Raw genomic sequence first — 25,237 nt, 5'->3', positions numbered from 1 at the left:
TGAGTCGACAAAGGAGTCAACGTGTCACACAGTCCAACCGCCAGCGCCCCTCCCGGAGCGACTAAGCTGCCCCCGCTGACGCCGGGTCCCTACCGCGCCCGGCTGACTGTCGTCGCCCTGATCGCCACCCTGGGCGGTCTGCTCTTCGGCTACGACACCAGCGTCATCAATGGTGCCCAGAGCTTCATGGTCAGGCCCGATCAGCTGGACCTGACCGACTTCGGCCTGGGCATCGCGGTCAGTTCCCTGCTCTTCGCCAGCGCCGTGGGTGCGCTGACTGGCGGGCGCATCTCGGACATGATCGGCCGCAAGACGGCGATCACGCTCATGGCGTCAATGTTTATTGTGGGCGTGGTCGTGGTCGTCACCGCAGTCAACCTGCCGATGCTGGCCTTCGGGCGGGTCATCCTGGGGCTGGCCGTGGGCTCGGCCTCCGTGGTGGTGCCGGTCTACCTGGCGGAGCTCGCACCCTATGAGATTCGCGGGTCGCTGGCCGGACGCAACGAGATGATGATCGTGACCGGCCAGCTGCTGGCCATCATCATGAACGCCATTATCGGCAACGTCTGGGGCAGCCAGTACCCGTGGGTGTGGCGAGCCATGTTTGCGCTGGCCGCTGTGCCCGCAATCCTCCTGCTGCTGGGGGTGACGCGTCTGCCCGAGTCGCCGCGCTGGCTCGCCGACAAGGGACGTGAGCAGGAGGCGCTCGAGATTCTCGACGACCTGCGGCCTGAGGGACGCGCCAAGCCCGAGCTGGCTGAGATCCAGGCTGCCAGCAAGGAGGAGGCCAGCCGGGTCAACATGAGCGTTAAGGAGATCTTCTCCAACAAGAACCTGGTGCGCATCGTCCTCATCGGCTGCGGAATCGGCTTCTTCCAGCAGACCACGGGCATCAACTCCATCCTCTACTACGGGGAGCGGGTGCTGGAGGAATCCGGTTTCAGCACCGGGGCGGCCCTGATCGCCAATATCGCACCGGCCACGATCTCGGTGATTGCTGCGGTGATCGCCCTGCAGATGATGGACCGCTTCTCCCGGCGCAAGACCTTCCTGTGGGGCTACGCGTTGGTTGCGATCACCCACGTGCTCATTGCGACTGCGGCGAGCGTGCTGCCGGAGAACGATGTCAAGCCCTTCGTGCTGCTGGCACTGATCGTGTTCTTCGTGGGATCGATGCAGCTGTGCCTGAACGTGGCGACCTGGGTGACGTTGTCGGAGATCTTCCCGCTGAAGATGCGCGCCTTCGGTATGGGGCTGTCGGTCTTCGTCCTGTGGATGACCAACTCCTTCCTGAGCCTGGGTTTCGCCTCGGTCATCTCGGCGATCGGGCTGTCCATGTCCTTCCTCGTATTCGCCGTGCTGAACGTCATCGCCTTCGTCTTCTTCTTCATGTTCGTGCCCGAGACCAAGGGCCGTACGCTGGAGCAGCTGGAGGCGGATGTGATCAGCGGTGAGCTCTTCAAGCGCCGCAAGTAGCGAGCAACCGGGATAACTGAATCCAGCGGCGGAGCGTCGGCGCTCTGGTGCCGCGACGTGACCCGCCCAACTGCGGGGTCGGCCACTGCCGGGTGCGGTGGTCGGCCCCGCATGCATGTGCATGCCGCGCGTGGTCGGGGCCGGCGGGTTAGGCATTTGCGCCGGGGCGGGCGGGTTTCTCGGGTCTGGGGCGTGGTGATCGTGCTCGGGGAACGCCTCCTCGGGCCGGCGAGATCGTATTCGCCGGGCGAAGGTCGTATTCGCCGCGCGGGGGGTCGTTTTGGGGCTCGCGGGGTCGTATTCGGGTGAGTGCACGGGGTCGTTCTCGGGCTGATGAGGTCGCATTCGGGCGTACGAGGTCGTACTCGACCACCCCACACCAGCCGAATACGACCTCGTACTCCCCAAACCCTCCACATCGTGGAGGGTTTCGGGCTGATGAGGACGTTTTCGCCGGGCGAAGGTCGTACTCGGGCCGGCGAGGTCGTATTCGCCGGGTGGAGGTCGTTCCCGGGGGCGCGGGTCGTCACCGTGCCCGGTGGGTTGACGCCGTTCCGCGCGGGTTGTGGGGCTGATCACACAAGTCGTCGTTGTGGCGGGCGAGCCCCAGCCGCGGCGGCGAAGCGCGTTGTGGTCGGTGAGCCGTCAAACGCAAGCCACGAGTGTGGACCCCGCCGTGCGCGCCCGGGTCATCGCGCACGCGCCGCGCATGCCAACCACCACCCACCGCCTCCGTCTGCCAGCCGCGCCCAAAGACACGAAGGGTCGTTAATCGCCTAGCATCTACGCGTCCTCTAACCTGCGTACCTCGGCAGGTTCCCCAAGGAGTTATTAACAATGTCCACAACGACTCTGGCTGCCGGTGAGTACAGCCGCGCGAAGATTCAGGAGCTGGTCGACCAGACCCCGCCGTCGGGCAGGAAGCGCTCGCTGGGCGCGATCGCTGTTGTCGCCACCCTGGGATCCCTGCTGTTCGGTTACGACACCGGCGTGATCTCCGGCGCCCTGCCATACATGTACCTGCCGCGCACGGCAGACGGGCTGGCCCTAACCACCACGGAGGAGGGCTGGATCGGTGGGCTGCTGTGCATCGGTGCAGCGCTGGGCGCGTCCGTAGGCGGCAAGCTCTCCGACAAGTATGGCCGGCGCCACAACATCACCCTGCTGGCCATCATCTTCCTGTTCGGCGCCTTGGGCTGCACGTTCGCGCCCAACATCTGGATCCTGTACCTGTTCCGGGTGATCCTCGGATTCGCCGTCGGCGGAGCCTCAGCAACCGTGCCGGTCTTCCTCGGTGAGACGGCACCCAAGCGTATCCGCGGCACCCTGGTTGCGGTAGACCAGATGATGATCGTCTTCGGACAGTTCCTTGCCTACTCCATGAACGCGATCCTGGCCCGGATGTACGGCGGCCCGGAGGTGACGGTCTCGCGCGATGTCGTCAACAGTGCGGGCAATACGGTCGCGCGGGCGGGTGATACCGTCGCCTGGGAGAGCGTGCAGAACTTCGCCGACGTCATGGTCAGCTCCGGCAACGGCGTGACTTGGCGCTACATGCTGGTGCTGGCGTCCCTTCCGGCCGTCGCCCTGTGGATCGGCATTCGGCTCATGCCCGAGTCGTCTCGGTGGTATGTGGCCAACCTGCGCATACCGGAGGCGATCGGCTCCCTCAAGCGCGTGCGCAACGAGGCCAAGGACGGCCCCATTGCCGAGGAGATCGACGAGATGCTGCAGATCCAGCGCAAGGAGGCCAACCAGGAGAAGTGGAGGCTGTCCCAGATCTGGAGCACCCGGTGGACGCGCCACCTGCTCATCATCGGTATCATCCTGGGTCTGGCCGATCAGCTGACCGGCATCAACACCGCCATGTACTACACCCCGAAGGTGCTAGCCGCCGCGGGGCTGCCGATGAGTGATGCCATCTCGCTGAACGTGGTGTCCGGAGGCGTGTCCTTCATCGGCTCGGCGGTCGGGTTGTGGCTGGTCACCAAGTTCGCCCGCCGGCACGTCGGCATCTACCAGGAGATCAGCATTGTGGTCTCCCTGGGGCTGTTGTCGGCGGTGTTCTTCTTCCTGATCCAGCCCTACCAGAACGCCGACGGCGACATCGTGGGCGCCCCGACCTTCGCGCCCTTCCTGGTGCTGATCATCGTGAGCCTGTTTGTATTCGCCAAGCAGTCGGGGACGGTCACCTGGATCCTGATCGCTGAGATCTTCCCCAGCAAGATCCGCGGCACCGCCATGGGGCTGGCAGTCGGTGCCCTGTGGATCGCCAATGCCATCGTCGCGATCGTGTTCCCGATCATGATGGACAGGCTCGGCGGCGCGGGCACCTACCTGGTGTTCTGCCTGATCAACGTGGTCTCGCTGATCTTCTACATCAAGTTCGTGCCCGAGACGAAGTACGACTCCCTGGAGGAGTTGGAGGAGCGCTTCGAGCGCGAATACAGCTGACCCCCGCTGCCCGGGCCGGTCCCGGCACCACTGACGTGCCGGGATCGACGCCAACGACGTGCCCGGCTGCCCGTGCGCGCAGGAAGGCGCGAGTCGATCTTGTAGTCGTGGGTAGGCCGAGCGTTCGCGCCCCCGGAGCCGAGCACCTAGACGGTGGAGGAGGCGCGGACGACTAGGCGGCCCGCGACCTGAATGTCGTTGGGTGGGGGAGGTGCGTCGGGGTGCCGCGCGAGTGCGGCCGCCCGCTCGACGACGAGGCGCACCGCCGCCGCGGCCATCTGCTGGTCCGGCTGGTTCAGGCTGGTTAGGGCGAACTCGGAACGGCGCGCCAGGTACGTGTTGTCGTAGGAGACCAGCGGAATGCGCCCCGCCCCATGGCGTCCCAGTTCCCGCAGCACGGCGACGGCGTCGATGGCGAGCATGTCATTGTGCGCGATCAGCCCCATCTGCGGCGTGCCCACGCGCAGCAGACTGCGGATGGCGGCCCCGGCGTCATCGGCACTGGCCTCCTCGGTGGTAAGTGGCAGGCCCACGTCACCGGCGGCCCGGGCCAAGGCCTCCTCCCGGGCCAGGCGTGAGGCGTCGTCGCCGATGCGGGGGGCCACGTAGCCCAGGGAGCTGACCCCGCGCGAGGCCAGGTGGGAGACGATCTGCCCGGCGGCCTGTCGCTCGTCGATGTGTACGGCGTCGACGTGCCCGCCCGGTGGGAGCCGACCGATCAGGCAGGTGGGCGCTTCCTGCCCCAGGGCGACCAGCTGCGCGTCGGTGAGCCACGGGGAGACCAGGATCAGTCCGAGCACCCGCACGCCCAGCAGGGATCCGATCGCGCGCTGCAGCCGGTCCTGGTCCTGCGCGCCGACGGTGACGAAAACGGTTAGCCCCTGCGCGGCCGCGGCCTCGTCCAGCGAGCGGGAGACCTGCTCGAAGAAGGCATTGCGGAGGTTGGGAAGTACCAGCCCAATCGTGGTTGAGCGCTGGCGCGCCAGTGCGGAGGCAGCCGTGTTGATGCGGTAGCCGAGCGAGGCGGCCACCTGCAAGATATGCGTGCGCGTGTCCTCGGCAACCTTGGGTGAGCCGCTCAGCGCGAGGGAGACGAGGCTGCGTGATACCCCGGCAGCCGCGGCGACGTCGGACTGGGTGACGTCCTGACCGCTGGTAGGCATGGTGTTCCCTCCCGTCCGCCAAGGTGCGGACGGGAGGGACTCTAGCGGACGAACGTGCTAGTGGGGCAGCGGTGCGCGCCTAACAAGGCGCATCTGCGCAAGAGGACGCCGTCCACCGGGCATGCCTCGATGGACTCCAGGTGTGGGCCGCCCGCGCCATGCGCGCGTGGGGGAGTGCTTGCGGGAGCCGAGGGCGCTTGGCCAATATGTCCTGACAAATGATTGTTGTGGTGATAGGCTCGGCCCAGGCCTTGCGCCGGGGCGCGATCGTCGCGTCCGCTTCGAGAGGGATACCCACATGACGAGCAACGATGCAGTCCAGAACACCACCATCCCGGAAACCATGCGCGCCGCGGTGCTGCGCGATCCCGATGTCGGCCTCCAGGTAGAAACCATTCGTACCCCCCACCCGAAGAGTGGGGAGGTGCTGGTCAAGGTCGCCGCGTGCGGCCTGTGCCACTCCGACCTGCACGTGATCGGCGGAGCCATTGCCTTCCCCAAGCCCGCCGTGCTCGGGCACGAGGTAACCGGCACCATAGTTGAGCTTGGGCCGGGTAATGAGCACACCGGCTTGGAGGTCGGCCAGAACGTCGCCGGCGGCTTCCTCATGCCCTGCGGCCAGTGCGAGGCCTGCGCGGCCGGTCATGACGAGCTGTGCGGGCCGTTCTTCGACCTCAACCGTCTCAAAGGGGTTCTCTACGACGGCACCACCCGCCTGGCCACCCTTGAGGGCGACCCCATCTACATGTACTCCATGGGCGGCCTGGCCGAGTATGCGGTCATCCCCGCCACCTCGGTGGCCCCCGTGCCCGACGCGCTCGACCTGGTCCCCGGAGCGATCCTCGGCTGCGCCGCCATGACCGGCTACGGGGCTGTGCGACGCGGCGCCGACCTGCGCTTTGGGGAGACCGTCGCCGTCGTCGCCACCGGCGGGGTGGGCACCAACATCGTTCAGGTCGCCCGCGCCTTCGGCGCCAGCCAGGTCATCGCCATCGACGTCTCCGATGAGAAGCTTGCGCCCATGCCCGGATACGGTGCCACCGCTGTGGTCAACTCCGTCACTCAGGACGCCCGCGAGGAGGTTCTGAAGCTCACCGGCGGCAAGGGCGTCGACGTCGCCTTCGAGGCTCTGGGCATCCCCGCCACTTGGAAGACCGCCCTGGACGTGTTGGCCGACGGCGGCCGCATGGTCCCGATCGGCCTGGGCGCCGGCGTGCAGACCGCCGAGGTCGAGATCAACCGCACCGTGCGCCGCTCGCAGAAGATCCTCGGCTCCTATGGCGCCCGCACCCGCCAGGACCTGCCGGCCGTCGTCGACCTGGCCGCCCGCGGCGTCATCAATTACAAGGACGTCGTCTCCCGCCGGTTCTCGCTTGAGGAGGCGGGTGCCGGCTACGAGGCCCTGCGCAACCGCCAGATCCAGGGGCGTGCGGTTGTGGATATGAGCCTGTGAGATAGGCGCGGGAGAAACTCAGTCGATGCTGCGTTCCCCGGAGGCGGGTTGATCCATAGGGATGTTGTTGCGGCTGTGCCGCAGAGCGGCAGATGAAAATGCCAGTCCAACGAGTCCCAGTAGGATGAGGGCGCCTCCGGGGAATGTGATCTCCCAGAAATAGTCCTGGGCGAGCGCAGGCGCTCGCGTTATGGACCAAACGCCGCTGAGGAACCCTAGGCTGCCGGCGCCGGCCAGTATGGAGACGCCGTGGATCGCGGTGCGCAACAGGCGTCGCGCTGACTCCCAGGGTGTGAAGATCTGAACGACGGGCAGTGCCAACCAGGCGGAGTATCCTGCCATGCACCACAATGCCGCCATGCGCAACGGGGAATGTGTCATTGCGCCAAGCAGGTGCCCCATGGCGAGCCGCACCAGAACGATCCATACTGCGGCGCAATAGGCGATGAGGAGGGCGTCATTCCTGGTGAAGCCCGTGGTGCTGCGGTTCCAACGGGAGACGTCGGTGAAGAATCCGTGAATCATGATGATGGCGGCTCAGTACTGGTGCCGGGTCCGCTGCCCGTGTCGCGGGCCGCGGACCCGCCGAGGAGTGGGCTCAAACGCTGAACAGTACGGACTCGATGTAGGCGCGGGCCTTGGCGCCGTACTCGTGGGGGTTGGCGATGGCCGGGTCCTGCTCGGCCTCCACCAGGATCCAGTCCCGGTAACCGTGGTCGATCAGGAGCTTGTAGGGCTCGGTGAAGTCGATCATGCCGTCACCGGGAACGGTGAACATGCCCGCCAGGAAGGAGTCCAGGAAGGACCGCTCCAGCTGCCTGGACTCCTCCAGCTTCTCCGGGCGCACGTCCTTGAAGTGCACATGCGCAACGCGGTCGATGGTGGCCTTAAGCAGGCCCATGACGTCGCCGTCGCCGACGAAGGCGTGGCCGGTGTCGAACAGGAGGGAGACCTTGCCCGGGTCAGTCAGCTCCATGAGCCTGACGGTCTCGGCCTTGGTCTGGATGACGGTGCCCAAGTGGTGGTGGTAGACCAGGGTGAGCCCGTGCTCCCTGGCGATCTCGCCCAGGCGGTTCAGGCCGGCGGCCAGCACCGGCCACTGCTCCTCGGTGAGCACCGGCTTGTTGGTGAAGATGCATACGTCGCGCTTGCCCTGCACGGAGCCGGTCTGCTCGGAGACGACCACACGGGTGGCGCCCAGGAACTGCAGGTACTCGCAGGTGGCGGTGAACTCCGGGATGACGGCGTCCACGCCGTCGCGCACGATGAAGGAGGAGAACCACTGGGCGACGATGGCGATGCCGCGGGCGTCTGCGCGCTCCTTGGCTACCTCCTTGGCCGGGAACCAGCCGGCCACTTCGGTGCCGCGGTAGCCCAGGTCCGCCAGGTCCAAGAGCATGTCCTCCAGGGTGTTGAAGGCGCCGACCTCCTTGATGTCGTCGTTGCGCCAGGCGATGGGGTGCATGCCCCAGGTGATGCCGTGGGGGTCGTTGATGGCGGTGGTGGGGTCGAGGCGGAAGCTCATGAGCGATCTCCTTTGATGCGGTTGGGTTTGATGCGGTTGCGAATGTGTCTGTCTGGTTGTTGCGGTTGCTCGGACTCAGGCGTCGAAGGTGGTGCGGCCCTGAACGCGGGCGACGTCGTGCCACTGCCCGTCGGCCGCGGAGGCGACGACGGCGGCGTCGACCTCGGCGGCGCACCAGGCGTCGGCGGCGGAGGGGGCGTGCTGCTCGCCGGTCAGGACGGACCGGACGAACTGGGCGGCCTCAATGGACTTCAGGTCGTCGAAGCCCATGGAGGTGCCGATGGCGGGCTGGTAGCGGTGCCATTCGCCCCAGGCGGGGCCGGCCATGGCGCGGCGGTAGCCGTGGGTGGGCCCGCCGTCCACGCCCAGGCAGACCTCGAGCTCGTTGAGCCGCTCGAAGTTCCAGCGGGCCGAGCCCTGCGTGCCGTAGACCTCCACCACGTACTCGGCGCGCGGCCCCACGCTCACGCGCGAGGACTCCATCGTGGCCACGGCGCCGCCTTCGAAGCGGGTGAGCATGCCCACGTAGTCCTCGTTCTCAACCTCGCCGACCTCGTCGCCGATCTCGAAGCCGGAGTGGCCGATGCCCATTTTGGTTGGTATGGGGCGCTCCCTGATGAAGGTGTCGGTCAGGGCGGTGACCGAGGCGATGCGGCCGATCAGGTACTGGGCCAGGTCCGCCCCGTGGCTCATCAGGTCCGGGACGACGCCGGCGCCCGCCTTCTCCCGGGAGGCGCGCCAGGTCAGGGGGCTGCGGGGAGAGGAGTTGTAGTCGGCGATGAACCAGATGCGGGCGTTGGTGATGCGGCCGAGCTTCCCGGAGCGGATGAGCTCGCGCATGTACTCAATCGCCGGCGCGTGCCGGTAGTTGAAGCCGACGGCGGTGACCAGGCCGGCGGCCTCGGCGGCGCGGGCTATGCTCTCCGACTGCTCGGCCGAGGTACCCATGGGCTTCTCGATCCAGAACGGCTTGCCGGCCTCTACGGCGGCCAGGGCGATCTCCTCGTGGAGGAAGTTCGGAGAGGCGATGGAGACAAGCTCAACCTCCGGATCGGCCAGCAGCTCGCGGTAGTCGGCGTAGGCGCGCTCGAAGCCCAGGTCCTCCACGGCGGCCCGCTGCGCTTCCTCGATCGGGTCGGCGGCGGCCACGAGGCGGGCCTCAACTCCCAGTTCCGGGAAGCGCTCGGACAGGGAGCGGTAACTGCGGGCGTGTAGGCGGCCCATCCAGCCCAGGGAGATGACCCCGACTCCCAACTTGCGTTTAGTGGTCATAGGTGACTCCTTTGTCGGTTGCCGCGACCGAAACGTCGTCAGTGGCCAAGGCAACCATTGAGGTAACGCGTGTCAGCAGCGGTGTACGAGCAGTCTATGGATGAGTGTTTGTCCTGTCAAGCACCGCTTTGTGGGGATGGCTTCGGGGTGAGGCCGGCGGGGTAGACGGGGTTGGTGCGAGTCGGTGGTCGGCGCGATGGCTCAGTGGCGTGCCGTGGAGGAGCGTTCAACCAGCCGGGCCGGCACCACGCGACGAAAGCCGGAGATGTCCCCCGGATTGAGTAGGGCCTCCAGCGCCCCGGCCGCCAGCATGTCCGGGTTCTGGTCGATGCTGGTTATGCGCAGTTCGATGCCCTCGGCCAGGGGGGTGTTGTCGTAGGAGGAGACTCCGAGCTGGTGGGGGATGCTGAGTCCGTGCCCCAGCCCGCGGCGATGGCGTCAATCGCCAGTAGGTCGTTGTACGCGATCAGTCCCAGTGGTCCTGTGCCCACCTCCAGGGCTTGTGCGATGGCCGCGCCCACGCCCGCGTCGGCGCTGACCTCGGTGAGGCCCACCCCGGCACGCGCCGCGGCCTTGCGGCACTCCTCAACCCGCTCGCCAAGGATCGTCTCCCGCAGCCGTGCGGCGGGGGAGAGGAAGGTCAGGCGGGTATATCCCTGCGAGGTCAAGTGCTCCACGGTCAATCGGGCGGCGTCGGCCTCGTCGAGCCGCACGGTCGCGATGTCGGCCGACTCCGGCAGGCTGCGGTCGATCACGCACAGACGGACTCGCCGACCCAGGTCCCGCAGCTCCGTGGCTGTCATGGAGGTGCCGGGGAGGATGAGTCCGGCCGGGCGCAGGGACAGGACGTCGTCGATGGTTGAGCTCTCCAGGTCCTCGCCCAGGTCTGAGACCAGTGCAACCAAGGTGTAGCCGGCCTGCCTGGCCCGCCGCCGCAGCGCCCGCAGCAGCAGGCCGAAGAAGGGGTTGTCCAGGTAGGGCACCACCACCGCCAGGCGCCGGGACTGGCGGGCCGCCAGCTCGGCCGCCGCCGCATTGGGGTGGTAGTCAAGGCGCGCTGCGGCGTCCAGGATGCGGCGGCGCGTCTGCGGAGACATGCGGCCCCCGCCCTTGAGAGCCAGTGACACGAGTCCGCGGGACACGCCCGCCGCGGCGGCGACGTCCTGCTGCGTGGCGTGTAGTGACGCCGGGCGAGATGAGGCTGTCACGGCGTCACTCCTTGAGGTGCGGGGTCGGGAGGGGGTGCGGGATGCGGTGTAGGCGGTGCCAGGATAGGCCGTGCACTGTGGCGGGGTGCGGGCGGGGCCGTCCTGGTGGTGGGTGCCGTCGCTGGGCGCGGGGTGCCGGGCGCGCGGGCCGGGAGTGCCGGCGACGGCGTGAACGTGACGCGAATATCAGCGCTTTGTATTTACAAACCGTTGGGGAAGTTTCTAGTGTACGGGTTGCCGGCCAGACAGGTCGGCGCCGACCGCAGGGTCGGGCACACCGCTGTGCGGGCCGCCCGACCGGTTCCGCACAGGAACTGGAAGGAAAGCCAACATGAACGCACCCGTCGTCGACGTCGCCACCGTCACCACCCCGCAGTCCGCCACCGCCCAGCCCACTACCGCAACGCGGGACGAGGCCGGCGCAACCGAGCTTCTGACGTTCCAGATCGCCCTGCTGGTTGTCGGCTCCGTGCTGCTCGTGATGACCGTCGTCGGCCTCATCGCGTCATCTGCTCCGCTGCTGATCGCCGCCGGCCTGCTCACCGCGGTTGCCACTTTTGTGAGCGTGTACACCGCTGTGAACATCCTGGCCGACTGAAGCATTGAACCGAACCGGAGGACGGGCCTGCGCCCTGCTCCTCCCGAGCTGCGCGGGCGACGCGGACCGCGCAGCACCTGCGCCGTCGGCGGGGCGCGTGCAGTGAGACCGCCGCGAGCCAAGCGCCGAGCGCCGACCCCACGGGCCGGCGCTTTTTGCTGTGCTCAGCGCATTGCCGCCAGAGCCCACGGCAGTGTCACCACCGCGGCGAGAAGGCTGAGCACCTGGCAGCCCAGTACGACCCCGATCGCCGTGGGGGCGGGCACCAGCGCCAGCAGCAGCGCCGGAGCCGTCACGGAGACCAACTGCACCAGCGGCCTGAGCGTAGCGACGGCGCGCCGCTGCGAACGCAGCAGCCAGGGCGGTACGAGCGGGTCGATGCTGCCCGTGCACGCGGGAGCCACGGCTAGGAACTGGCAGGCCACCAGCAGTGCGTCCACGCCGGCCAGCAGTGTCACCAGGCCGACGCCGTGGACCGTATCGGCTAGAGCCAGCAGCGTGACGGCGCAGGCGGAGGCGCCGATGCCCGCAAGAATCCAGGCGTAGGCGTAGAGGTCGCCGCGCCGCCTGGTGCCCAGCAGTGCAATAGCCGCCCAGGCCGCGGCTAGGACTGCGGCGATGCCGACCGGCAAGGTCGTCATCCCCGTCCCGGCGGCGTCGGCAGCGCCGGCGGCCTGGGCCAGTAGGGACGGCCCCAGGCACAGGCTCGCCAGGCCCAACGGCAGGGCCTGTACGGCCTCAAGCAGTAGCCCGGCGACGACGGTGCGCCTAACACGCTTAATCGCGAGGTCGGAGCGGCCGATCGGGTGCTGCTCACCGCGCGTGCCGGTATCCATCATCACCCAGTCGATGCCGACGGCGGCCTCAAGCCCGCCCAGCATGCGCTGCAGCGCCGCGTAAGCGGCGTCCACGCGCCCCTGCGCGGCATACCACTGCGGCGTCTCCGGCAGGGTTAGCATCAGTAGTAGTGAGCCAATTGCTGCCAGCTGTGGAGTAGTCCAGGCGCAGGCCACGCCCTGTGCGGGGGACAGCAGTGCGCCCAGCGCGCCGGCCAGCACCGCCAGGCCGGCTCCGGCCGGGGCGGCGGCCCGCATCCGCGGCATCAGCCGACGGTGCCCGTGCTCGGCCAGCTCGTGGGCCAGCTTTGGTGCCACAATCGCGTAGCCGCCCACCCCCAGGCCGACCACACCTATACCGGTTACGCACAGGAATGACCTGTCCGCGGCTGCCAGCAGGCAGCCGAGCACGGTTAGGACCGCACACGTAAGCATCGCCGGGCGGCGTCCGCCGGCGCGGGAGACAAAGTCGAGGGCGGGCGCTCCCACGAGGGAGCCCAGCGGCAGGGCTGCGAGTGTCAGCAGTAGGGGCGCGAGCGAATCGGCGCCCGCGCTGCCGTGGGCGGTCAGTGCCGCCCTTGCTCCGCTGCTGCCCGCCAGGGTTGCGCCGACTGCGCCCCAGGCGGCCCCGGAGGCCAGTTCGGAGCCCAGGAGCAGGGCCCGCAGGCGCCTTTGCGGCGGGGTACGCTTAGCGGTTGTCATCAATCGTCTTCCTGCCAGGAGGAGCTGCTTGCGGGCTGCGCCGCCCGAGATGCGACCATGGGCCCCGGTCGGCGGGGCGCACAGGTATTAGGATGCATTTGTGCTGACAATGTTGTCCACTCCGACATGGCTCATCCTCATCATCGCCGCCGCCGCCATCGGCCTGGCCAAGACCGCACTTCCTGGTGCGGCCACGCTCGCCGTCGCCCTGTTCGCCACGGTGCTGCCTGCCAAGGAGTCCACCGGCACCATGCTGGTGCTGCTGCTGGTGGGGGACGTGCTGGCGATCAGCATGTACCGGCGCGACGCCGACTGGGGCACGCTGCGCCGGCTCGTCCCCGGAGTGCTCGCGGGCGTGGTGCTGGGCGCGCTCTTTTTGCGCGTGGCCTCCGACGAGGTCACCAAGAAGTTCATCGGCGTGCTGCTGCTGGCACTGATCGCGGTCACCCTGCTGCTCATGCGGCTGCCGCGGCCCCCGCAGATCCAGGGCCGGGTGGGGCGCGCCGTTTACGGCACCCTGGCGGGATTCACCACCATGGCCGCCAACGCCGGCGGACCGGTCACCAGTATGTACTTCCTGGCCTCGCGGTTCCCGGTGGCGACCTTCCTGGGGACCACCGCGTGGTTCTACTTCATTGTCAACCTCGTAAAACTGCCCTTCTCGATCGGCTTGGGCATTATCCGGCCCGATACGCTGTGGCTGGACCTGGCGCTGGTGCCGGTCGTGGTGGTTGCGGCGCTGGGAGGGCGCTGGCTGGCCGGGCACATGGACAACAAGATCTTCGATCCACTGGTGACTGTGCTGACGGTGCTGTCCGCCGCCTACCTGCTGGTGTGAGGCGGGGCGCACTGGCAGGCGGAGGGTGCTGGAAGCGCGCACGTCGAAGAGCGTTCGGGTGGCCGTGGTGCTCGGCCGTGGCGCTCGCGGACGTCGTCGTCATCGCAGCGGCGGATCCCGCTATCCTGTGCCGGTGACGACATCTCCCCATGCCGCCACCGGGGAGGAGGGCCGGACCGGCCCCGTCCTCGTGGTGGACTTCGGCGCCCAGTACGCCCAGCTGATCGCCCGTCGCGTGCGCGAGGCGAGCGTCTACTCCGAGATCGTGCCCCACAGCATGTCGGCGGCGGGCATGCTCGCCAAGCATCCGGCCGCCATCATCCTGTCCGGCGGGCCCGCCTCCGTGTACGCCGACGGCGCCCCGGGTGTGGACCCGGCCCTGTTCGACGCGGGGGTGCCGGTGCTGGGCATCTGCTACGGCTTCCAGACCATGGCCCAGGCCCTCGGCGGCACCGTCGGGCGCACCGGCACCCGCGAGTACGGGCACACCGAGGCCGACGTCGACCCCGACTCCTGCCTGTTCGCCGGCACCCCGCCCGGCAGGCGGTGTGGATGAGCCACGGCGACGCCGTGCAGGCCGCCCCGGACGGCTTCACCGTCACCGCCTCCACCGCGCAGACGCCCGTGGCCGCCTTCGAGGACCCCGCCCGGCGCCTGTACGGGCTGCAGTGGCACCCGGAGGTGATGCACTCGCAGTTCGGGCAGCGGGCACTGGAGAACTTCCTGCACGACGGCGCCGGCATTCCCGCCACCTGGACGCCGGGCAACATCATCGACGAGCAGGTCGAGGCCATCCGGGAGCGGGTGGGCGACGCCCACGTAATCTGCGGCCTGTCCGGCGGCGTCGACTCCTCCGTGGCCGCGGCCCTGGTGCACCGGGCCATCGGGGACCAGCTGACCTGCATCTTCGTGGACCACGGCCTGCTGCGCGCCGGCGAGCGCGAGCAGGTGGAGCACGACTATGCCCAGGGCATGGGCATCCGCGTGATCACCGTGGACGAGTCCGAGCGCTTCCTGACCGCGCTCGCGGGCGTGAGTGAGCCGGAGGCCAAGCGCAAGATCATCGGCCGGGAATTCATCCGCTCCTTCGAGGCCGCCCAGCGGCGTGTGATTGAGGAGGTGGGCGCCGCCGGCGGGGAGATCAAGTTCCTGGTGCAGGGCACGCTCTACCCGGACGTGGTGGAGTCCGGCGGCGGCGAGGGCGCCGCCAACATCAAGAGCCACCACAACGTGGGTGGCCTGCCCGAGGATCTGGACTTCGAGCTGATCGAGCCGCTGCGCGCCCTGTTCAAGGACGAGGTGCGCGCCATCGGCCGGGAGCTGGGTGTGCCCGAGGGGATCGTGGCCCGCCAGCCCTTCCCCGGCCCGGGGCTGGGTATTCGCGTCATCGGCGAGGTGACGGCGGAGAACCTGCGCGTCCTGCGGGCGGCGGACGCGATCGCCCGCGAGGAGTTGAAGGCGGCGGGGCTGGATGGGGAGATCTGGCAGTGCCCGGTGGTGCTGCTGGCCGGTGTGCGCTCGGTGGGTGTGCAGGGCGACGGGCGCACTTACGGGCACCCGGTGGTGCTGCGGCCGGTGAGCAGTGAGGACGCCATGACGGCGGACTGGACGCGGCTGCCCTACGACGTGCTGGCTCGCATCTCCACGCGCATCACAAACGCGGTCCCGGAGGTCAACCGCGTGGTGCTGGACGTGACCAGCAAGCCCCCGGCCACCATCGAGTGGGAGTAGCGGGCGAGGTCTCTCCGGCCAGGCGCTCTTCAAAACGATGACATGGCAGAGGTCTCGCGGCTCGTTGCCGTCTTAGGCTTGCAGGTCGCGCTCTTCCGGTTTGGGACGTGGGAGCTTACGCGTGGTGGTGTGTGTCCGGGGTGGAAGTGTCAATTTTGATGACAAACACTCCCGATGCCGGCGAGAGCCGATCCGGCACCCGCATGATTCCAACGTTTTGTTCGCTGGCGCCGACGCCCCTGGACGCGTTTGTCATCGATTTTGACATCTTGGGTGCCGGCTCATCGTGAGGGGTCGGCTTCTTCCGCGCAGCCTCGGGGGATGGCAGTAGAGTCGGGCGCGGAGCACGCACGCGACGATGAAGGAGACCGCAGTGGACTTCACCTCCAACCAGCGCCCCGACATGGAGCGCATCACCACCCCAGAGCTGGCGGACGCCTTCATCGCCGAGGCCGTCGAGGCCGTGCGCGCGCAGGTCGGCGACGGCAAGGTGCTGCTGGCTCTATCCGGCGGCGTCGATTCCTCCGTCGTCGCCGCCCTGCTCATCAAGGCGATCGGCAAGCAGCTGATCAGCGTCCACGTCAACCACGGCCTCATGCGCAAGGGCGAGTCCGAGCAGGTGATCGAGGTCTTCCGGGACGGGCTGGGTGCCAACCTCGTATACGTCGATGCCACGGACCGGTTCCTGAACGTGCTGGCGGGCGTGGCCGACCCCGAGGCCAAGCGCAAGCTCATCGGCGCCGAGTTCATCAACGTGTTCGCCGAGCAGGCTGCGGGGCTTGAGGGTGTCGGCTTCCTGGGGCAGGGCACCATCTACCCCGACATTCTCGAGTCAGCCGAAGGCGTGAAGGCCCACCACAACGTCGGCGGCCTGCCCGAGGACATGGACTTCGAGCTCGTCGAGCCCGTCAAGCTGCTCTACAAGGATGAGGTGCGCGTGGTCGGCCGCCGGCTCGGCCTGCCGGAGTCCATGGTGGAGCGCCAGCCCTTCCCCGGCCCGGGACTGGGGGTGCGCTGCCTGGGTGCGATCACCCGCGACCGCCTGGAGGCGCTGCGGGAGGCCGACGCCGTCGTCCGCGAGGAAATCGAGGCCGCCGGCCAGGACATCTGGCAGTACTTCTGCGTGGTGCCGGATATGCGCGCCACCGGCGTGCGCGAGGGCAAGCGCGCCTTCGACTGGCCCGTCATCATCCGCTGCGTCAACACGGTCGACGCCATGACCGCCGAGGTGCCCGAGCTCGACTGGCCGCTGCTGCGGCGGATCACCACCCGCATCCTGGCGGAGGTCCCTGGCGTGTGCCGGGTGGCCTACGACCTGACCCCCAAGCCCATCGGCACCATCGAATGGGAATAGGCAGGTAGAGCGAGGGGCGCGCGACGGGCTACCCCAAGCAAGTGCAGCATGCTGCAGCCGGTCGGGAATGTGGCATGGAACCTTGGGCCGCCGAATAGACGGCGCCGGACCCTACAATCGTGTCCGATGACGACTGATGACGATGCGCCGGTGACGCGGCCATCACGCGCGGCGACGGCGCCCTTGCTGAATGATGCCGCGGAGCGCGTCAACGTGCCCGGATCGCCGCTACTGGCCCGGCTGCGAGCGGAGAAGGCGGAGAGGATTAAGGGCGGGATCTACCACCGCCTCCAGATCGACCTCACCTACTCCTCGAACCGGATTGAGGGCAGTCGGCTCTCCGAGGAGCAGACCCGCCTCATCTTCGAGACCCGTACGCTAGACGCCTCCGAGGGGCCGGTACGCGTGGACGACGTCGTCGAGACCTCCAACCACTTCCGCGCTATCGACGTTGTAATCGACCATGTGGGTGAGCCGCTCACCGAGGGTGCGATCAAGCGTCTGCATCGCATTCTCAAGGCGGCGACCGGCGACGCCGCCAAGGAATGGTTCGCCGTCGGCGACTACAAGCGCGTGCCCAACGAGGTCTCCGGGATGCCGACGACGCCGCCCGAAGAGGTGCCTGAGGCGATAGGTGCGCTCCTGACCCGTTATCGTCCGGCTCAGCGCCACACCCTGGAAGAGATCATTGACATGCACGTGTGCTTCGAGCGCATCCACCCTTTCCGGGACGGCAACGGCCGGGTCGGGAGATTAATCATGCTGGGTGAGTGTCTGGCGAGTGGCGTCGTGCCCTTCATCATCACCGACGACATGAAAGCCTTCTATTACCGGGGTCTGCGCGAATGGGATTCGCAGCCGGGTCTCCTCCTGGAGACCTGCCGTGCTGCGCAGGACCGCTTCAAACAGCACCTCGACTACTTCCGCATCCCTTACACCGGCTGAGCGTCCGGCCAGCCGCGGAGACCGGGTTTTGATCATCGAAGACGATGCAATCGCGATTCGGTCGCTGCGGCTCGAGGAGACGCCCCTGCTGGAGGACTTCCTGCTGGAGGCGGTCTACGTGCCCGAGGACTTCACCGGGCAGGTGCCGCGCATCCGCCTGTACGAGCGGCTGGGCTTCCGGATCGTGGGCGACGGCGCCGATGAGACCGAATGGCTGATGGTGTGCGAAGTGGACGGTACCTCTGCTGCGTCATATTGACCTGCATAGCTTTCGGGACGGCATCCTGAAGGCTGCGTGCGGTGGTGGTCAGGGTTGCGTGGAGGGCCTTGGCAGCGTCTCAATGAGGGCAGCCAGGTCATGCAGCGCCTCAAAGAAGACAGGGCCTGCCTCAACCCTGCCCGCGCCGACCATTTCGGCCTCGGCAACGACGATCGCGGCCAGGAACCTGGCGACTTGCTCGGGATCCCGGGTCCTTAGCTCAGGCTGCTGGCCGATGTAGGCAACGAACTTGTCCTGCAGGAAACGCGTGAGCTCCTCCCTTGAGTCCAGCTCGGGCGTGCGGATGGAGCTCAGGCGAGCAAAATTGGTGACAAGCTGCACGAGGGTAGCCGCCAGGCGTCCAACCTCGGCATCGCCGTTCTCAATGGCGGTTCGGCTTTCATCCACAACGGTAGCGAATACCTCGAATTGTCGCCGTAGCAGCCTCTCGGCAAGGTCATACTTGTCGCGGTAGTGGTAGTAGAACGTGCCCTTGGATATGCGGCATTCGCGAATGAGCTCGGCCACGGTGACTTGAGAGAAGTCCTTCTCGCCCAGAAGCCGCATGAACGTGCCCTCTATGTTCTCGCGTGTCTTTACCACGCGTAGGTCTTCCTCGTTCATGGTGCCTCTCATTAGACGAATCTAGACGAACGGTTCGATATTGTACCATCGAGCTATTTTGCTCATTGAAGGGGCTGTTGCCGGGGCGTACAACGGTGTCAACGGACAGATCCCGATGGAAGGCGGGTGCCATGGGCAAGACAATCGTGAACAACTGGCACTATGTGTCGGTGTACTTGGCGGGAGGTGTGGCGCTGGCTGCCATCTTCATAGCGCGCGGCCCGCTGCTCACGCTGCAGATCGCGTCGGTAATGGTGTTGTTTTTGCACTTTTTCGAGGAGTTTGGTTTCCCGGGTGGATTTCCCTTTATGGGCGTCAAGGTGCTCATGGGCAGCGGCGAGATGGACTCGTCCAAGTGGGACTGCAACAACCTCAACTCCATGTACGGCAACTGGGGCTTCCTGCTGCTTGTTTATATTCTTCCCATAATCGTACCTGGTGCGCGCCCGCTCGTGCTGGCGGCTATGCTCTTCAATGTCGCCGAGATCCTCATGCACTTGGTTGTGTTCAATGTACGGCTGCGCACGCTCTACAATCCCGGCATGGTCACCGCGGTGGTCGGCCTTACCCCAATAGCTGTGCGCTACTTCACGCGGGTCTTCGACTCTGCGAGCTTTATGTGGTTCGACTGGGTTATTGCTGTCGCCTGGCTCGTGGCCGTGTTCTGGCTGTGCTTCCGCTCGCCGGTCTACTGGGGTCTGGGGCGCAAGCCGGGTTTCGCTCTAACCGACCGCACCGCCTACGGTGCCGTGGCTGTGAAATAGGAGGTAGGGGCTGTGATGGCTTGTCTGAAGACCCGTTCTACTGCGAGATATGTAACCTGGCGTTCCTAGGCGGGATACGGACCTCTCAAGCGGGCGTTGTTCGCGCTGGTCGGCATCCGCGCAGCCGCCAAGCGCGGGCAGCGCTACCGCTTCGTCTTCGTCCACTCCGACGGCGCGCAGCTGGAGCGGGCCTCGACGATCCTGGCGTAGCGGGGCGTGCCCGTGCAGGTGGGGGCAGGTCCTGCCGCTGGCGCAGGTGTCCGAGGCGCTGGCCCACGTCGACGCCGGCGGCGCCTCGGGCAAGGTGATGGTCACCCCCTGAGTCGGCCCCGACGGAGCGCCGTTCGGCACGCTCTTTGTCGGGGCGCCTCCGCGTGCAGATCAGGCGCGGGCGCCGGTCCCGGCCAGCCTCACCGCCGTCGGCCAGCGCACCGGGTACCGGGCAGAGTCGAGAGTCTCGGGTGGACACAGACCAGCTTTCTGGGTGTGGTGTTGGAGTCCGGGGTGACCTCGGGTGCTTGGGTGACCTGTCCGCCTGGGGTGGCTCGGCGTTGGTGTCGATTCGCGTGCGGGGTGGTCCGAAGTGTCCAGATCTATGACAAACGAGGTAGGAGGTGGCAGCGGCCGCGAACAGAACGTTGGAATCATGCGGGTGTCAGTTCGGCTCCCGCGGCCGTAGGCGGTGTTTGTCATCAATTTGGACGTCGAGGCGATCACCCGCGCCTTCTTCGAGTTCAGCGTCGCGCAGGACGAGTTCTGTGAGGCGGTCACCGTCGCTGGGCGGCACGACGCCATCCGTGAGCGGATGATGGTCGAGGTCCGTGAGGCGGATGGCAGGGGCAACATCCCGCATGGCTGGGATACGGGCGAGTGGGCGTTGTACCCGGCTCATGTCACTTCGGCTCCGCTGCGCATCTACCAGGCGTGGCTTGAAGGGGGAAAGGCGGTCGCGCCACAGCGGATGGTGGAGATCGGCGTCGGCCTGGTGATGGATGGGGCTCGTGCCCTGAGCGATGGCGCGCATTGTTAGCAGTCTGGCGCGACCGGTTGAGGCTCAAGTTGGCGCCAACTGCCCGGTTGAAACGACGCCAACTGCCGGGTTGAAGCGACGCCAACTGTCCGGTTAGAATAATGCCAACTCTCGGGTCGAGGTTGGTTTTGCACTGTATTGTGGGAGGCGGACGATGACCGGTACGGGCTACCGTCCTCGCGTCGTTGACGCACTGATAAGCGAGATCCTGGGCTATTCGGGCGGGCTTCTCATCGAAGGCGTGCGCGCCTGCGGCAAGACCGTGACCGGACGGCAGCATGCGGCATCCGAGGTCGCCCTGGACTCGGGTCTGCCCCAGATTCGAGCTGCGCTCGACCTCGATCCTGCGTTGCTGCTGGAGGGTGATACTCCCAGGCTGATCGACGAGTGGCAGCTGGCGCCGGACCTGTGGAATGCGGTACGACGGGAGGTCGACTCCAGGCAACGCCCTGGGCAGTTCATACTCACCGGTTCCTCGGTTCCCGCCGAGGATGCTACGCGGCATTCTGGTGCCCACCGGATCTCCAGGGTACGCCTGCGGCCGATGACCCTGTTCGAGCGGGGCCTGGGTACAGGGAAGGTCTCGTTGGCGGCACTGTTCGACGGCGAGGCGCCGCCGCCTGCGCTTGACTCCGGCACGAGCGTCCGAGAGGCGCTGGACGCACTGGTCCACGGCGGCTGGCCGGGCGACGTCGATGCCACCACTGCGCAGGCGCAGCGGCATCTGCGCGACTATGTGGAGGATGTCGTCAACATCGACATGGGGCGGCTCGATGGGGAGCCGCGCCGCGATCCGATCAGGTTGCGTGCACTTCTGCGCTCTTTGGCGCGCCATATCGCCACCGAGGCTTCGTTCACCACCGTCGCGAGGGACGTGACGACTCAGGCGCTCAGCGCAGAGACCGCCGCTAGCTATGTCAACGCCCTTAGGCGGCTCTTCATTGTCGAAGAGCAGCCCGCGTGGGCTCCGCACCTGCGCTCGCGCTACGCGGTGCGCACCTCGTCAAAACTCCATTTCGTGGATCCCGCACTGGCTGCAGCCATCACCGGGACCTCGGCAGAGCGCCTGATGCAAGACCTGGATACCGCCGGGTTGTGGTTCGAGTCCCAGGTTGTGCAGCATCTGCGTACTTTCGCCGAGTTGCGGGGCGGGCGTGTCTACCACTACCGGGACAAGTCGGGAAAGGAGGCCGACGCCGTCGTCGAGTTCGATGACGGTCACTGGGCTGCTTTTGAGGTCAAATTGGGGCAGCGGCAGATAGCGCGGGCCCAGGACTCCCTGGCCGCGTTCGTGGCGGATATTGACACGCGACGTACGCCCGCACCGGTCTTCACCGCCGTCGTGACTGCGGACGGTCCCACTATGAAGCTTTCCGACGGCGTCCTCACCTTTCCCCTGAGGGCCTTGTGCCCATGATCGGCGATCGGGGTGGCGGTGCAACAACCCGTTGCTCGACGGGGCGTGTGCTGTTCTTATGTGGCGGCAGCGCTGGGAAGCCGCGGAAGAGGAGGCCGATATGGCAATCGGAGAAGTCGTCGCCGAGGTCCGAGTGGAGCGGGGATTGACGCAGGACGAACTGGCGCAGCGGGTCATGGTCACCCGGCAGGCGGTCTCGCGCCTGCTCGAGGCGCCACCCGGACCCCACTGCCAGAGCTGTGGCATGCCCATCCCGAAGGAGGAGCAGCGCGGCAAGAAGATGGACGGCACCAAGTCCGAGGACTACTGCGCCTGGTGCTACCAGGACGGCGCTTTCATCGGTCCGGAGACGCTGGAAGAGGCGATCGAGAACAGCGCTCCGTACATGTCCGAGGGTGTGCACATCACCGAGGACGAGGCCATCTCCTACATGAGTGCGGTACTGCCCCACCTGCGGCGCTGGCAGAAGCGATAAGGCGCGAAACTGTGTATTTGGGGTGCGGTGGCAGGCTCGTTCGCCAGGGCCTGGTGGAGGGCATGCCCCAGGGCGGAGGCAGAAATGTCCAGATTCGGCAGAAACGCCGTCGATGCCCATGCAGCCTGATGCGGCACCCGCATGATTGCAACGTTCTGCTCGCGGTTGCCTACGCGTCCGGCGCCGTTCGTGCCGTTCTCGGACATTCCGCCACGGTCTGCGCCGGGATCGGGCCGTCGCAACCGGCTGCCGCGATGCGCGCGCATCTGAACACCCTCGGCCTTACCCGTCCGGCGCACTCTTGTACCGGAAGAGCCGGATCTGGTCCAACTGACGCAACGGATCTGGTCCAACTGACGCAACGGATCTGGTCCAACTGACGCAACGGATCTGGTCCAACTGACGCAACGGATCTGGTCCAACTGACGCAACGGATCTGGTCCAACTGACGCAACGGATCCGGTCCAACTGACGCAGTCGGGTAGGCTGGCGTCGGAAGGATGCGGGATTCGGAAGCTGGAGGAACGAGCCATGCGCTACCTGCCACGACTCGCAGACGACCTGCTTGGCGAGGCGCTGGCGATCAGCGGTGCGGTGCAGGTCAGGGGACCGAAGTGGTGCGGCAAAACCGCTACCTCCTTACAGCATGCCGGCAGCGTCATCTACCTCCAGGATCCAGATCGCAGTCGGTCCTACCTCGCGCTCGCTGATGCAAAGCCCTCCGCGCTGCTGGAAGGTGAGACCCCGCGACTCATAGACGAGTGGCAGATGGCTCCGCAGCTGTGGGACGCGATCCGCTTCGCCGTCGACCGCCGCGGCGAGCCGGGGCAGTTCATACTCACCGGCTCATCAACGCCGACTGTACAGGGGATGCATTCCGGCGTCGGGAGGATTGCCTCCCTAGTCAGGCGGACCATGACGCTCTTCGAGTCGGAGGAGTCCACTGGGCAGGTGTCTCTAAAGGCGCTTTTCGACGGAGAAACGGAGATCGTCGGCGTCGCCACGCTTGACGTGGAAGACATGGCACGGGTGCTCTGCCGCGGCGGCTGGCCTGCCGCCGTCACCGCAGGCGCAGCGGTGCCGGCCGGGCGCCTGGCAAGGAACTACGTTGAGGGCCTGGTCGACTCCGACGTAGCGCGCATGGATGGTGTCGCCCGAAACGCCACCCGCATGCGCGCACTCATGCGCGCCTATGCGCGCCACGTCTCCACTCAGGCCTCACAGGCCACGATCGCGGCCGACCTAGCGGTTGATGAAGCTTCCATGGCACCCAACACGGTAAGCGACTATCTCGACGCATTGTCGCGCGCCTACGTGATCGAGGACCTGCCTGCATGGAACCCCGCGCTGCGCTCGAAGACCGCGATCAGAACCAGCCCGACCCGTCATTTCGTGGATCCGTCGATCGGTGCTGCCGTCATGCGCTGGAGTCCGGCTGACCTGTTAGGTGACTTCGAGACCTTCGGACTGCAGTTCGAATCGCTGTGCGTGCGCGACCTAAGGGTCTACGCCGAAGCCAACGACGGGACGCTCTTCCACTATCGCGACAAGACCGGCCTAGAGGCGGACGCTGTCATCGTCCTCGCCGACGGACGGTGGGCGCCGGTCGAGGTCAAGCTCGGTTCCGCGCAACTTGACGATGCTGCTGCCCACCTGCGCCGCCTGCGGGACCGTGTGGACTTGGACCGAATGGGCGAGCCGTCCTTCCTTGCGGTGATCACCGCCGGAGCCACCGCTTACCGCCGAGATGACGGCGTCTTCGTCATCCCTCTGGCCTGTCTGCGCAACTGACAACGCGGCGCCCTGCAGTCCGGTTGCTCGGCTCGACGTGTGTTCGAGGGGGCACTGCCAGAACCTGGCTGTGCGGGAGCCGCCCGGGGCAGGCTGAGGTCCGGGCGACGGCGTCGCCGCCCCGCGCCCGAACGCACATACCGACTCACGTACCCAAGGAGACTCTGACATGGAGTACACCAAGCTCGGAACCACGGACATCACCATCCCTCGCCTGTGCATCGGCGGTATGAGCTTTGGGGAGGTCTTCCCCGACTCCCACCAGTGGTCCATTGACCAGAGCGCCACCCAGGAGGTGATCGCCCGTGCCCTGGAGCTGGGCGTGAACTTCATAGACACCGCCAACGTCTACGCCCGCGGCACCAGCGAGGAGTTCATCGGCGCCTCCCTGAAGAACCTAGGCGTCAAGCGGGAGGACGTGGTACTGGCCTCCAAGGTCTACTTCAACGAGGGGCACCTGTCCCGGGAGGCGATCAACCGGGAGATCGAGGGCAGCCTCAAGCGCCTGGGCACCGACTACCTGGACCTGTACATCATCCACCGCTTCGACTACGGCACCCCGGTTGAGGAGACCATGGAGGCCCTCGACTCGCTGGTGAAGGCGGGCAAGGTCCGGGCGCTGGGCGCCTCGGCCATGTACGGCTACCAGTTGCACAACCTGCAGCTGGCCGCGGACGTGGGCGGCTGGACCCGTTTCGCCTCTATGCAGAACCACTACAACCTGCTCTACCGTGAGGACGAGCGCGAGCTGATCCCCGTGTGCCAGCAGTACGGCATGTCGCTCACCCCGTACAGCCCGCTCGCCTCCGGTCACCTGACCCGCCCCACCTGGGACTCCGACTCCGTGCGCTCCACCACCGACAAGATCATGAGCAGCAAGTACGACCACGACCGCGAACTCGACCTGCCCATCATCGAGCGCGTAGCCGAGACGGCGAAGAAGCGCGGCGTTCCCATGGCGGACGTGGCGCTGGCCTGGCACTGGGCGCGGGGCGTGGCCGCGCCGATCGTCGGCTGCTCGCGGCCGAGCCGGGTTGACGACGCCGTGCGCGCCCTGGACCTGAAGCTCACCGCGGAGGAGGTCGCCTACCTGGAGGAGCTCTACCAGCCTCACGAGCTGGTCGGCCCGCTCGCCCGCCCCGGCGACAAGCCCCTCACCGGCGCAACTGCGAGCAAGTGACTGGATCATGATCGAGGTGCTCCGCCCCGGTGATGCCTACTGGTCTCGCCGGGGCGGAGCTGCACCCTGCATGCTGACTGCGCACATGCGGTGGGGAGGACTGGCGAAGCCGGGACAAGCCATAGCTGGGCTGGACGAGCGT

General features: G+C 67.1%; 22 protein-coding genes and 1 pseudogene. 15 read left to right on the top strand and 8 right to left on the bottom strand.

The genetic code is table 11. The features are described from left to right. Positions 1-21 precede the first annotated feature (21 nt). Both CWT12_RS10045 and CWT12_RS10040 read left to right on the top strand, forming a co-directional pair. A complete protein-coding gene (locus tag CWT12_RS10045) occupies positions 22-1,476 on the top strand; it encodes a sugar porter family MFS transporter (protein WP_161924691.1) in 1,455 nt (484 codons plus the stop codon). Positions 1,477-2,313: 837 nt separating this feature from the next. Next, positions 2,314-3,930 carry an MFS transporter gene (locus tag CWT12_RS10040; RefSeq protein ID WP_161924690.1) on the top strand — a complete coding sequence of 539 codons (1,617 nt, stop codon included), beginning with the start codon at positions 2,314-2,316 and terminating at the stop codon, positions 3,928-3,930. A gap of 146 nt (positions 3,931-4,076) precedes the next feature. On the opposite strand, the gene CWT12_RS10035 is transcribed toward CWT12_RS10040, so the two are convergent. Continuing rightward, positions 4,077-5,093, bottom strand: a complete 1,017-nt coding sequence (locus CWT12_RS10035; protein WP_161924689.1) for a LacI family DNA-binding transcriptional regulator — start codon at positions 5,091-5,093, stop codon at positions 4,077-4,079. Positions 5,094-5,391: 298 nt separating this feature from the next. Between CWT12_RS10035 and CWT12_RS10030 the strand changes: the two genes are divergently transcribed. Beyond that, positions 5,392-6,546 carry a zinc-binding dehydrogenase gene (locus tag CWT12_RS10030; RefSeq protein ID WP_161924688.1) on the top strand — a complete coding sequence of 385 codons (1,155 nt, stop codon included), beginning with the start codon at positions 5,392-5,394 and terminating at the stop codon, positions 6,544-6,546. 18 nt (positions 6,547-6,564) lie between these two features. Here CWT12_RS10030 and CWT12_RS10025 read toward each other — a convergent pair whose 3' ends face one another. From CWT12_RS10025 to CWT12_RS10005, 5 genes are all read right to left on the bottom strand, one after another. Further along, entirely contained in the window at positions 6,565-7,071 is a 507-nt protein-coding gene (locus tag CWT12_RS10025) for a pre-mRNA-splicing factor (protein ID WP_161924687.1), read from the bottom strand. Positions 7,072-7,144: 73 nt separating this feature from the next. Next, entirely contained in the window at positions 7,145-8,071 is a 927-nt protein-coding gene (gene iolE / locus CWT12_RS10020; RefSeq protein WP_161924686.1) for a myo-inosose-2 dehydratase, read from the bottom strand. A gap of 75 nt (positions 8,072-8,146) precedes the next feature. Next, a complete protein-coding gene (locus CWT12_RS10015) occupies positions 8,147-9,343 on the bottom strand; it encodes a Gfo/Idh/MocA family protein (protein ID WP_161924685.1) in 1,197 nt (398 codons plus the stop codon). A 201-nt stretch (positions 9,344-9,544) separates the two neighbouring features. Next, on the bottom strand, positions 9,545-9,706 hold the full coding sequence (locus tag CWT12_RS10010) for a hypothetical protein (RefSeq protein WP_237564406.1): 162 nt from the start codon (positions 9,704-9,706) through the stop codon (positions 9,545-9,547). After that, positions 9,679-10,551, bottom strand: a complete 873-nt coding sequence (locus tag CWT12_RS10005; RefSeq protein WP_161924684.1) for a LacI family DNA-binding transcriptional regulator — start codon at positions 10,549-10,551, stop codon at positions 9,679-9,681. The genes CWT12_RS10010 and CWT12_RS10005 overlap by 28 nt, the downstream gene beginning before the upstream one ends. A 331-nt stretch (positions 10,552-10,882) precedes the next feature. Between CWT12_RS10005 and CWT12_RS10000 the strand changes: the two genes are divergently transcribed. Continuing rightward, positions 10,883-11,149, top strand: coding sequence for a mandelate racemase (locus tag CWT12_RS10000; protein WP_161924683.1), 267 nt, complete (start codon positions 10,883-10,885; stop codon positions 11,147-11,149). 164 nt (positions 11,150-11,313) lie between these two features. On the opposite strand, the gene CWT12_RS09995 is transcribed toward CWT12_RS10000, so the two are convergent. Next, on the bottom strand, positions 11,314-12,687 hold the full coding sequence (locus CWT12_RS09995; RefSeq protein WP_161924682.1) for an MFS transporter: 1,374 nt from the start codon (positions 12,685-12,687) through the stop codon (positions 11,314-11,316). 100 nt (positions 12,688-12,787) lie between these two features. On the opposite strand from CWT12_RS09995, the gene CWT12_RS09990 reads away from it, so the two are divergent. The 5 genes and pseudogenes from CWT12_RS09990 (at position 12,788) to CWT12_RS09970 (ending at position 17,814) form a co-directional block, all read left to right on the top strand. Next, a complete protein-coding gene (locus CWT12_RS09990) occupies positions 12,788-13,525 on the top strand; it encodes a sulfite exporter TauE/SafE family protein (RefSeq protein ID WP_161924681.1) in 738 nt (245 codons plus the stop codon). Between the two features lie 133 nt (positions 13,526-13,658). After that, positions 13,659-15,256, top strand: a pseudogene (gene guaA, locus CWT12_RS09985) (glutamine-hydrolyzing GMP synthase). 358 nt (positions 15,257-15,614) lie between these two features. After that, positions 15,615-16,610, top strand: coding sequence for a glutamine-hydrolyzing GMP synthase (gene guaA, locus CWT12_RS09980; RefSeq protein ID WP_161924680.1), 996 nt, complete (start codon positions 15,615-15,617; stop codon positions 16,608-16,610). A 126-nt stretch (positions 16,611-16,736) separates the two neighbouring features. Beyond that, on the top strand, positions 16,737-17,555 hold the full coding sequence (locus CWT12_RS09975; protein WP_202616196.1) for a Fic family protein: 819 nt from the start codon (positions 16,737-16,739) through the stop codon (positions 17,553-17,555). Between the two features lie 28 nt (positions 17,556-17,583). Further along, a complete protein-coding gene (locus CWT12_RS09970; protein WP_161924678.1) occupies positions 17,584-17,814 on the top strand; it encodes a hypothetical protein in 231 nt (76 codons plus the stop codon). 48 nt (positions 17,815-17,862) lie between these two features. On the opposite strand, the gene CWT12_RS09965 is transcribed toward CWT12_RS09970, so the two are convergent. Then, positions 17,863-18,438, bottom strand: a complete 576-nt coding sequence (locus CWT12_RS09965; RefSeq protein WP_237564138.1) for a TetR/AcrR family transcriptional regulator — start codon at positions 18,436-18,438, stop codon at positions 17,863-17,865. Positions 18,439-18,569: 131 nt separating this feature from the next. Here CWT12_RS09965 and CWT12_RS09960 point away from each other — a divergent pair, with 131 nt between their 5' ends. The 6 genes from CWT12_RS09960 (at position 18,570) to CWT12_RS09935 (ending at position 25,095) form a co-directional block, all read left to right on the top strand. Continuing rightward, positions 18,570-19,202: an HXXEE domain-containing protein gene (locus CWT12_RS09960; RefSeq protein ID WP_161924676.1), complete on the top strand. Its 633-nt coding sequence runs from the start codon at positions 18,570-18,572 to the stop codon at positions 19,200-19,202. A gap of 682 nt (positions 19,203-19,884) precedes the next feature. Continuing rightward, a complete protein-coding gene (locus tag CWT12_RS09955) occupies positions 19,885-20,232 on the top strand; it encodes a hypothetical protein (protein WP_161924675.1) in 348 nt (115 codons plus the stop codon). A gap of 154 nt (positions 20,233-20,386) precedes the next feature. Then, entirely contained in the window at positions 20,387-21,649 is a 1,263-nt protein-coding gene (locus CWT12_RS09950) for an ATP-binding protein (protein ID WP_161924674.1), read from the top strand. 100 nt (positions 21,650-21,749) lie between these two features. Next, positions 21,750-22,124 carry a zinc ribbon domain-containing protein gene (locus tag CWT12_RS09945; protein WP_161924673.1) on the top strand — a complete coding sequence of 125 codons (375 nt, stop codon included), beginning with the start codon at positions 21,750-21,752 and terminating at the stop codon, positions 22,122-22,124. Between the two features lie 531 nt (positions 22,125-22,655). Further along, complete coding sequence (locus CWT12_RS09940) at positions 22,656-23,915, top strand: ATP-binding protein (RefSeq protein ID WP_161924672.1); 1,260 nt, start codon at positions 22,656-22,658, stop codon at positions 23,913-23,915. Between the two features lie 169 nt (positions 23,916-24,084). Next, positions 24,085-25,095, top strand: coding sequence for an aldo/keto reductase (locus CWT12_RS09935; protein ID WP_161924671.1), 1,011 nt, complete (start codon positions 24,085-24,087; stop codon positions 25,093-25,095). The last annotated feature ends 142 nt before the right edge of the window (positions 25,096-25,237 follow it).

Origin of the sequence: Actinomyces sp. 432 (assembly GCF_009930875.1) — a bacterium.
In the GTDB taxonomy this organism is placed as follows: Bacteria; Actinomycetota; Actinomycetes; order Actinomycetales; family Actinomycetaceae; genus Actinomyces.
The sequence above is the reverse complement of the archived record's forward strand: the minus strand, read 5'-3'. Positions and strand labels throughout refer to the sequence as shown.